Below are 9,317 nucleotides of genomic sequence, written 5' to 3'. Positions count from 1 at the left end.
GAATTTAGGCTCTCCATTGTCTGCTATACTGTCGGCGCTTATTTTTAACGCGATTATTATTCCGCTGCTTATCCCGCTTGCCATTAAAGGCGTAGCGTACAAACCGATGAGCGGAGCCAAATTGCTTAGCCGCAACGTATTCATTTATGGTCTGGGCGGTGTCATTGTTCCGTTCGTTGGCATTAAACTCATCGACTTTGCAGTGCATTTATGGATTTAATATAACCATACACGAAAGAAGGCTTACCTATATGAATGAACAAGCGAAAAACGCTTCACGATTCCAGTTGTCATCGTTAATGATACCTTTGCGAATCAGCATCATATTTATGATTATTTGCGGCATTATTTACCCGCTTGCAAGCACGGGAGCAGCTCAGCTGCTGTTCCCTAAGCAAGCGAATGGAAGCCTTATAAAGGATAGCTCTGGCCAAGTCGTTGGTTCAGAGCTGATCGGCCAAAGCTTTGTTGATCCGAAATGGTTTCAAGGACGTGTATCAAGCATTGACTATAATGCTGCCGGTTCTGGATCGAACAATTTTGGACCATCCAATCCAACTCTAATCGAAAGGACCAAAGCTTCCATTGAGGCTTGGAAGGCACAAAATCCAGATGTACCGGTTTCCCAGCTGCCGATCGCTTTAATTACGAACTCAGGCTCTGGTCTTGATCCGCATATTACGCCGCAGTCGGCTGATGTACAGATCGCAAGAATCAGCAAGCTGACCGGCGTATCGCCAGCAGAGCTTGAGCAATTGGTTAAAGCAAATACGGAAGGCCGCGATTTAGGCGTTTTCGGTGACGAACGGGTTAATGTGTTGAAGCTGAATATCGCATTGTCAAAAATGTTGGGGGAATAGCCATATGGCTCCGCTGAAAAAGAAAACGCCAGAGGAGCTGCTACTCTCCATCGCAAAGCTGCATCAAGGACGTCTGAAAATACTCATTGGAGCGGTGAGCGGTTCAGGCAAAACGTATCATATGCTGCGAGAAGGAACAGAGTTGAAGCGAGATGGCATTGATGTTGTCCTTTGCGCGGTTCCTAGGCCGCAGAGTCCGGAGACGCTTGAATTGATTGAACCTTTCGAGCGTGTGCCAAGCATCCATTGGCAGAAGGATGGTGCAGAGCAAAAGGATCTAGATCTGGATGCTTTGGTAGAGAGGGACGCTGAGGTGCTGCTCATAGATGGGCTAGCCCATCGCAATCGAGAAGATGCAAAGTTTCAAACGCGGCTAGAAGATATTATTTTTTTGCTTGGCAAGGGCATAAGCGTTATTACGACAATCAATGTGTATGAGCTCGAGGGTGTAAATCAGGCTGTTCTCAAATGGACGGGAATTCGTCCGAGCTGCACCGTTCCTGCTCATACGCTTGAGCTTGCTGATGAGGTTAGGCTAATTGATGTATCGCCTGAAACGATGCTTAAGCGGTTTGAGGATGGAACGCTTGGCGTAAAGCCAGATCCTGCAATTTCCCTGCGGGGAAATCTTGCAGTGCTGCGAGAGCTGTCGCTGCGGCTCGTCGCAGAGGGAGTCAATGAGTCGCTGGAGAAGCATCGGGAGGAGATGGGGCTCACGGGTCCGTCGGGTGCTTCCGAGCGTATTCTGGTAACTGCACAATATCATTGGAACGGCTCTTTATATGTAAGAAGAGGGCAGCAAATTGCCCGCAGGCTTAATGGAGATGTCGTAGTCGTTTCCTTTAAAGAGCCGCAAAAAAAACTGTCCAAGGAAGAGCAGGCTTTTAAAGCTTCAATAAAGAAGCTTACCGTTAAAGTAGGGGGCACATTTGAGGAGCTGCCGTTGCAAAGCCGCCGTCGTTTGCCGTCCGCTCTAGTAAGGTACGCGGAGGAGCATCAGGTTACTCGTATCGTTATGGGCCATTCCAAGCAGAGCAGATGGCAGCAGCTGAAACAGGGCTCAATTGTTGACAGCGTGCTGCGCAAGCTCAAGCAGATCGATTTATTTCTTATGGCAGACCGCTCAGAGCAAGAAGGCGAGCGGATTTTGCCTGTTAAGCAAAGAAGTGATTCGCGGAAAGCATTGTTTCGAAGGTTCAGCCCAGATGAGCGCGAGCAGCAAATGGAGTCCATGAGAAGAGGCAGCTTCAATCTGTATATCGGGGCGGCTCCTGGCGTCGGGAAAACGTATCGGATGCTTGCTGAAGCGAACATGATGTATCAGAAAGGTATAGATGTCGTTATTGGCATCGTGGAAACACATGGGCGCGAGGATACATTGAAGCAGATTGGAGATCTGCCGATTATCGCTAGGCAAACGATTCAATATCGAGGTACTCAGCTCGAAGAAATGGATGTTGAAGCGATAGTTAGCAGAAATCCCGATGTTGTGCTGGTGGATGAGTTAGCTCATACGAATGTGCCGGGCAGCTTGAGGAAGAAGCGTTATGAGGATGTCATTTATTTGCTGCAGAAGGGAATATCGGTTGTTTCGACGATGAATGTGCAGCATATTGAAAGCTTGAATGACGCCATTGAGCAGGTTACTGGCGTTCGTGTTAGAGAAACGGTACCCGATGCGATCATAAGGCTGGCAGATCAAGTAGAGCTGATCGACGTGACACCGCAAATGCTGCAGCAGCGTATGAGAGATGGGAAAATATATGCCAAAGCCAAAGTGGAACAAGCGCTTGGTGCTTTTTTCACGACGGGCAATTTAATTGCGCTGCGAGAGCTTGCCCTTCGCGAGCTTGCTGATGATGTGGATGAACGGCTTGAAGCATGGGATCGCAATCAGACGCTGCGTGGAACGCTGCGCCGAAGAGAGGTCATCTTTGTCGGCATCGATATTCTCGCGGACGCAGAGCGTCTTATTCGGCGGGGCTTCCGCATCGCGTATCGCCTGAAGGCGCAGTGGCATGTGCATCATGTGCAGGATGGCGCACCTTGGACAGACGAGGCGATCAATAAGCGTGATCTGTTGATGAAGCTGACCGAGAGGCTTGGTGGAGTATTTGAAATGTCCAAAGCGGAGAGCAGGGAGCATATTGCGGGTACACTTCTAACGGCAGCCAATCGCATCAAAGCAACGCAGCTTATCGTTGGGCAGCCTAGCAGAAAGGCGTGGTATGCAAGCTTTCGCGGCAATATCGTCCGTGAATTGCTGCAAGCCGGACGCCATATGGATATGCTCATTGTGGCAAACCGGATTACGGATAAATGTTAAAAAAAGGGATTATCTAGTCAGCGCTTAAACACCGCTGAGCAGATAATCCCTTTTATGCTGTGTAGGATGGATTAGACTTTGGTTATCGGTTCAATCCAGTCTTGAGACCACACTTGTATTTCACGGATAATCGGCTCAAGAGCAAGGCCTTTTTCCGTTAATGAATATTCTATGCGTACAGGTATTTCAGGGTAAACATGTCTATCGACAATACCTTCATTCTCAAGCTCTTTGAAACGTTCTGACAGCAATCTGCCGCTGATCGGAAGGGCGGACTGAACGGCGCAGAAGCGCTGCGGGCCGGACAAAAGCTGGAATATGATAAGGCCGGTCCAACGCTTGCTTATAAGCTCCATTCCCTTCTGAAAACGGGGACAAAGGTTAGATTGATCCATGCGCATCACCTCTTTTTACTTCTAATAAGTATAACTCCAATATCTTATTTATACAAGCACACTTGGATATTGTTAATTACTTGACTATCTTTAGTTATAAAATTATAATTAGTTACAAATAGTAAGTGAATTTAAGGAGGTACCGCAATGAATCCTTTATTTCTAGCGCATGGATCACCGATGCTCGCTGTCGAGCAAAATGAATATAGCGAATTTCTGAAACAAACAGGCGCGAGTCTAAAGCCGGATGCGATCGTTATTTTCACGGCGCATTGGGAGACGGACATCGTTACGATTTCATCCAAGGATGATGAATATGAAACGATTTATGACTTTTATGGTTTTCCTGATGAGCTTTATCAGATCAAATATGCTGCTAAAGGCTCAGTAAGAGTCGCTGAGCATGTTGGCCATTTGCTGAGCGAAAATAATATTCAGGTAGCATATGATAATGAAAGAGGACTGGATCATGGCTCATGGACGATGCTGAAGCATATGTTCCCGAAGGCAGATATTCCTGTCGTGCAGATTTCTGTAAATCCATATCGTGCTCCGGAGGAGCAGTTCCGAATTGGCGAGGCGCTGCGAAGCTTAAGCTCACAAAATATTTTGCTCATAGGCAGCGGCGTGACCGTTCATAATCTTCGTGCTGTAAACTGGGGACAGAAGGAGCCGGAGAGCTGGGCTGTACAGTTTGATGATTGGCTAATAGAAAAAATGAATAAGCACGATACAAATTCGCTATTTCAGTATGAACAGCTTGCTCCACATGCTAAAATGGCAGTACCCCGTGCAGAACATTTTGTTCCATTATATATAGCTTTAGGAAGCGGCAGCCCAGAGTCAGCTCCAAAGGTCATTTATCGAAGCTATGAATTTGGTACGCTAAGCTACTTATGCATGCAATTTTAATTGCGTATACTTTTAGAGAAGGTGAACTAGCATGATTAAACCTAATATAGCAGCACTTATTAAAAACAAACTAAAACGAACGCAAAGCGGCAATGATGACATTTATGTGATCGGTCCTGTGAAGCTTCCCGTCGACCTTGACGGAGAAACTAAGATTTTTCATTGGTATAGCTGGCTCCGCAAAGAAGCAGGCGAGGAGCTGTCTCCCGAGCAGCTCGTTGATGATTTAAATCGTTTCTCTTATGCGGATCTGCAGCAATCAAGCGTTCTCGTATATGGCGATTTTGAAAATAATGAAGACGCGCTAATTCGGATGCACAGCATCTGTCATACAGGCGATATCTTCGGAAGCGCAAGATGTGATTGCGGCTTTCAGTTAAAGCAATCGATGCGGATCATAATAGAGCACGGCACGGGGGCGCTCTTTTATTTAGCCAATCATGAGGGCCGTGGAATCGGTTTGTTCAGTAAAGCGATTGCCTACTTGCTTCAAGAGGATGGGCTCGATACGGTTGATGCGAATACAGAGCTTGGTTTCGCAGATGATTCACGCGATTATAGTGATGCAATTGCTGTACTGAAGCTGCTGCGTAAGCACCCGGTATCGATCATTACCAACAATCCGCGGAAAGTGGATGCACTGCGCAAATCGGGTATGAACGTGGCGGGAAGAGTCCCATTATGGGGCAATTCCTCTACTTATAATGAAAAATATATCCAAACAAAAATGAAGCGATCGGGTCATTATGGACAAGAGCCTCATACGCTTGTTAAATAATTTATTTGTGAAAGCAGCCAAAGAAGCCGGTTYCTACGTTAATTCGTTGAGACGGCTTTTTTGTCTGAACATTGGTCATAATAGTCAAAGTAGATGTCCTATCGCTGACCTAGAAGGTGTTTGCAGAGTAGACAAAACTGCTTCTAAATTAACCATAAAACGACAAAATTATTTTGCGTTCCTCTTTCTTTTCAAGTATGATGAGATAAAATGAACTCATGTTCACATCAAAGGAGTAACAAAGCATGCAATCAAAAACAAGCCACTGTAAAATTGTTGACTGCACGATCCGTGATGGCGGACTCGTAAATAATTGGGATTTTAGTGTCGAGTTCGTTCAGCATTTGTACCAAAGCTTGAACGAAGCCGGCGTCGATTATATGGAAATCGGCTACAAAAACTCTCCAAAACTGCTTAAGGGTGCTGAAAGTGCAGGACCTTGGCGTTTTCTAAATGATGATTTCTTGAAAAAAGTCATCCCTAACAAAGGAAATACGAAGCTTTCCGCACTTGTTGATATCGGTCGAGTTGACGAGAACGACATTTTGCCGCGCAGCGAGAGCTTGCTTGATCTGATTCGCGTTGCTTGCTACATCCAAGATGTAGATAAAGCGCTTGAGCTGGTTAAAGTATTCCATGATCGCGGATATGAAACGACAATTAACATTATGGCTCTCTCTAACGTAATGGAGAACCAGCTTATTGAAGCTTTCCAGCTTATCAATGAGAGCGTTGTTGACGTTGTTTACGTCGTTGACTCCTACGGCAGCTTGAAGCCAAGCGATATGAGCTACCTCGTTGACAAGTTCCGTCAGCATTTGCCTAACAAACGTCTAGGCGTTCACGCACACAACAATTTGCAGCTTGCATTTGCTAACACGCTGCTAGCAGCAGAACATGGCGTTGAGCTGCTTGATGCATCTGTTTATGGCATGGGCCGCGCAGCGGGCAACTGCAACACGGAGCTATTGGTATCTGAGCTTCAAAACACGAAATATAACATCCGTCCTGTCCTTGATATGATCGAGAAGTATATGGTTCCGCTTCGCGAGAAGGAAGAATGGGGTTACATCATTCCTTACATGATTACAGGTATTTTGGATGAGCATCCACGTTCCGCTATGGCGCTTCGTGATTCTGCAGACAAAGATAAAGGCGTAGAGTTTTATGATCGCCTTACAACGCCTGAAATTGCTCACGGCAAATAATAATAAATCAAAAGAAGCTAAGGCAAGTCATTAACATGACTTATCTTAGCTTCTTTTTTTGTGTGCATTATGTTTCAAGCAGCTCGCCATCGCCCCGAACAGCAGCAGCTTGATGAGGCTCATTCGGATGAAAATAGCCTTTGCCTCGGAAGGTTTGCCCACTGCTGGCGACAGCAGTAAGCTCAATTCCGATATCCTCATTTCTGCCAAACCATGCTAATAGCTCACGATCGCCAACGCCATTTATATCCACGTACCATAATCGATCCCCATACTCCGTAACTCGAACGAGCTCAGCGGAAGTAAAAGAAAGCTGAATCGTCTTTTGCTGATATGTCATTTCAAATGCGATTAATTCGAATGTTTCCAAGGTGAAGTCCTCCTGAATAATTGCTTCATGCAGCCGATCATGGGACTCGCAGCATGTCTGTTAACGATTGTAATGTTACTGGCTTATTAATGCAACATTACACTTCCAATAATCGTCAGATTAGGAAACGTAAATATAAATAAAAAGGGGCTGAAGGAATGAAAGCGGGTCATTCTCTCAACAAGGATGTTAGACAAAGAAAAAGATTGGGCTGGATTACCGTTGTTTTGCTCTCCCTGTTTCTTGTATTAAGCGCGTGCTCTTCCTCTAAGAATGATGCCTCGAACAGTGGTAACCGAGACATGGAATACAAAAGCAGTTCGGAGAGTGTAGCTCCGAGCAAAGGAGAAGCTACTACAAGTGGTGAGGATCGAAAATCCATTAGTGTGGAGCCTCTAAGACAAAAAGAGGGGGRCAAACGCGGGTATTCAAATCCAGACAAAATAGAGCAGGCCGGGCAACTAACTGCTGGCGAATGGGATGATATAGCTGCTTGGGATCGCTTTGGCAATTTACTCAACTCGCAAGAAGGGGATAGCAGCAAGCGGGTATGGCAGTTTTGGAATTTTAACCGCCTTGAGGTTATCGTCACAGCTGGAGGCAAAGCATTGTCAGATGCACAGGTAGAACTATACGCAGGCAAGAAGACGATATGGAAGGCGCGTACAAACACGGAGGGCAGAGCCTATGTGTATGCAGGTTTATTTGAAAGTGATACGGCGAACTTAGGCCGTTATACTGTTAAAGTGCAATCGGGTCAAGAAAGCAAGACGACGCAGGAGATCGACATCCCACAGCAAGGCAGCATTAAAGTTGATTTAAGTAAAAGTACAGCGCTGTCAGATCAGGTAGACATCATGTTTGTTGTGGATACGACAGGCTCCATGGAAGATGAGCTAAATTATTTGGAAGCGGAGCTTAAGGATGTTGTGAAGCGAGTGTCCGATGAGCATGCAAATCAGCTTGGTATTCGTATTAGCGCAAACTTTTACAAAGATAAGCATGATGATTATATCGTCAAGCCGTATCCATTCACTACGGACATAAATAAAGTGATAGATCAATTTAACAAACAAAAGGCGGATGGGGGCGGAGATTATCCCGAGGCTGTTGATCAGGCGCTGCGCGATGCGCTTCATGAGCATGAGTGGAGCAAGGATGCTAGAGCGCGTCTGCTGTTTCTCGTTCTAGACGCACCGCCTCATGATGAACCACAGGTTATCGACGAGATAAAGCAGCTTACAGAGGATGCGGCAGAGCAAGGGGTTAGAATTATACCTGTAGCTTCTAGCGGAGTGAGTGCAGAGACGGAATATTTGATGCGTTTCATGGCAACAGCGACGGGCGGCACGTATTTGTTTTTAACCGATGACAGCGGTATTGGCAGTGATCACCTAGAGCCAGCAGTAGGCGAATATGAGGTTAAGCTGCTCAATGATTTGCTTGTTGAAGTCATTAATCGTTATGTTCAGCAGTAGTTTTCTTCATTATAAAAAGGGCAATTCCTCGGCAGCCAAAGCTGGTTGAGGGATTGCCCTTTATTTGAATCTGTAAAGTCACATTTATGACTAAGAAGCTCTTAAAGGAGCATGCAGATACCTAGTCAGGAAGGCATGTTAATAAAGCTTGCCTTGACGATACAGCACGGTTGACAGCTTCATAACCGCATGATTATAACAATTTTGACGCAGCGGGAAAGGGTCGCCGAAGAAAGCGGGCAGAATGCCGTTTAACGTTGTTTGCATTTTCTCATACAACATCTTATACACCTGTTCCTCGGTGAAAAATTGTGTTTCTCTCCCTTGCAGCCATTCGAAATAGGAGACGATAACACCGCCGGCGTTTGCAAGAATGTCGGGAATAATGATGGTGCCCTTTGCAGTCAGCACCTCATCAGCCTCGCCAGTGACAGGGGCATTCGCACCTTCCACAATGATGCGGGCTTTTACTTGATCGACGTTGTCCTTGCGAACTTGCTCCTCAAGTGCAGCAAGAATAAGCACATCTACATCTAAATAAAGGACTTCTTCGCGGCCAAGAATTTGGGCTTTCATATCAAGCTCAGACAGCGCGGCTTCGTCCGAAGGCAAATCACCTTGGTGAAGCGATGCGTATTCAAGCAATGAAGGGACAGAGAGACCATCTGGATTGTATAACGTGACGTTGCGATCACTTACAGCTATTACTTTATTGTTTAAATAAGAGCATTTATATGCTTCCATTGCAGCGACTGAACCAACGTTGCCGAAGCCTTGAACGGCGATCGACAGCGGCTTGTCCGCATGCGCTAACGCGGTTTGCACAAACGGGTTTGTGCTGCCAGCTAGCCAGCTGCTTTGCTCTTTAAGAAAATCATAAAGCATGTAACGGAAAGTGAAATAAACGCCTTTTCCGGTAGCTTCTCTGCGGCCTAAAGACCCGCCGTTAATGACGCTTTTGCCGGTGAAGCTGCCGAGGTAAGGATGACC

The 9,317-nt window shown here is 46.0% G+C and carries 9 protein-coding genes and 1 pseudogene; 7 read left to right on the top strand and 3 right to left on the bottom strand.

Annotated features, from left to right (window positions below; genetic code table 11):
* The 3 genes and pseudogenes from AC1DSE_RS23685 to AC1DSE_RS23675 form a co-directional block, all read left to right on the top strand.
* Positions 1–220 (top strand): annotated as a pseudogene (locus tag AC1DSE_RS23685) (potassium-transporting ATPase subunit B); the annotation flags it as partial.
* A 31-nt stretch (positions 221–251) separates the two neighbouring features.
* Positions 252–860: a potassium-transporting ATPase subunit KdpC gene (gene kdpC, locus AC1DSE_RS23680; RefSeq protein WP_477509383.1), complete on the top strand. Its 609-nt coding sequence runs from the start codon at positions 252–254 to the stop codon at positions 858–860.
* 4 nt (positions 861–864) lie between these two features.
* On the top strand, positions 865–3,186 hold the full coding sequence (locus AC1DSE_RS23675; RefSeq protein ID WP_477509382.1) for a histidine kinase: 2,322 nt from the start codon (positions 865–867) through the stop codon (positions 3,184–3,186).
* Positions 3,187–3,257: 71 nt separating this feature from the next.
* Here AC1DSE_RS23675 and AC1DSE_RS23670 read toward each other — a convergent pair whose 3' ends face one another.
* Positions 3,258–3,581 (bottom strand): winged helix-turn-helix transcriptional regulator, encoded by a 324-nt coding sequence (locus tag AC1DSE_RS23670; protein ID WP_076267930.1) that lies wholly within the window; start codon positions 3,579–3,581, stop codon positions 3,258–3,260.
* Positions 3,582–3,728: 147 nt separating this feature from the next.
* Here AC1DSE_RS23670 and AC1DSE_RS23665 point away from each other — a divergent pair, with 147 nt between their 5' ends.
* From AC1DSE_RS23665 to AC1DSE_RS23655, 3 genes are all read left to right on the top strand, one after another.
* Positions 3,729–4,493, top strand: a complete 765-nt coding sequence (locus AC1DSE_RS23665; protein ID WP_477509381.1) for a DODA-type extradiol aromatic ring-opening family dioxygenase — start codon at positions 3,729–3,731, stop codon at positions 4,491–4,493.
* Positions 4,494–4,524: 31 nt separating this feature from the next.
* Positions 4,525–5,271 carry a GTP cyclohydrolase II gene (locus AC1DSE_RS23660; RefSeq protein WP_477509380.1) on the top strand — a complete coding sequence of 249 codons (747 nt, stop codon included), beginning with the start codon at positions 4,525–4,527 and terminating at the stop codon, positions 5,269–5,271.
* Positions 5,272–5,516: 245 nt separating this feature from the next.
* Positions 5,517–6,479 (top strand): aldolase catalytic domain-containing protein, encoded by a 963-nt coding sequence (locus AC1DSE_RS23655; RefSeq protein ID WP_441879082.1) that lies wholly within the window; start codon positions 5,517–5,519, stop codon positions 6,477–6,479.
* A gap of 67 nt (positions 6,480–6,546) precedes the next feature.
* On the opposite strand, the gene AC1DSE_RS23650 is transcribed toward AC1DSE_RS23655, so the two are convergent.
* On the bottom strand, positions 6,547–6,849 hold the full coding sequence (locus AC1DSE_RS23650; RefSeq protein WP_441879080.1) for a hypothetical protein: 303 nt from the start codon (positions 6,847–6,849) through the stop codon (positions 6,547–6,549).
* 158 nt (positions 6,850–7,007) lie between these two features.
* Here AC1DSE_RS23650 and AC1DSE_RS23645 point away from each other — a divergent pair, with 158 nt between their 5' ends.
* Positions 7,008–8,327, top strand: coding sequence for a VWA domain-containing protein (locus AC1DSE_RS23645; protein WP_477528282.1), 1,320 nt, complete (start codon positions 7,008–7,010; stop codon positions 8,325–8,327).
* 138 nt (positions 8,328–8,465) lie between these two features.
* Here AC1DSE_RS23645 and AC1DSE_RS23640 read toward each other — a convergent pair.
* Positions 8,466–9,317: glutamate dehydrogenase (locus AC1DSE_RS23640; protein ID WP_477528281.1), on the bottom strand; the 852-nt coding region annotated here is incomplete at its 5' end.

The sequence above is a fragment of the Paenibacillus sp. 01L418 genome (assembly GCF_056400045.1).
Note: the sequence above shows the minus strand (reverse complement) of the source record. Positions and strands in the feature narration are given on the sequence as shown.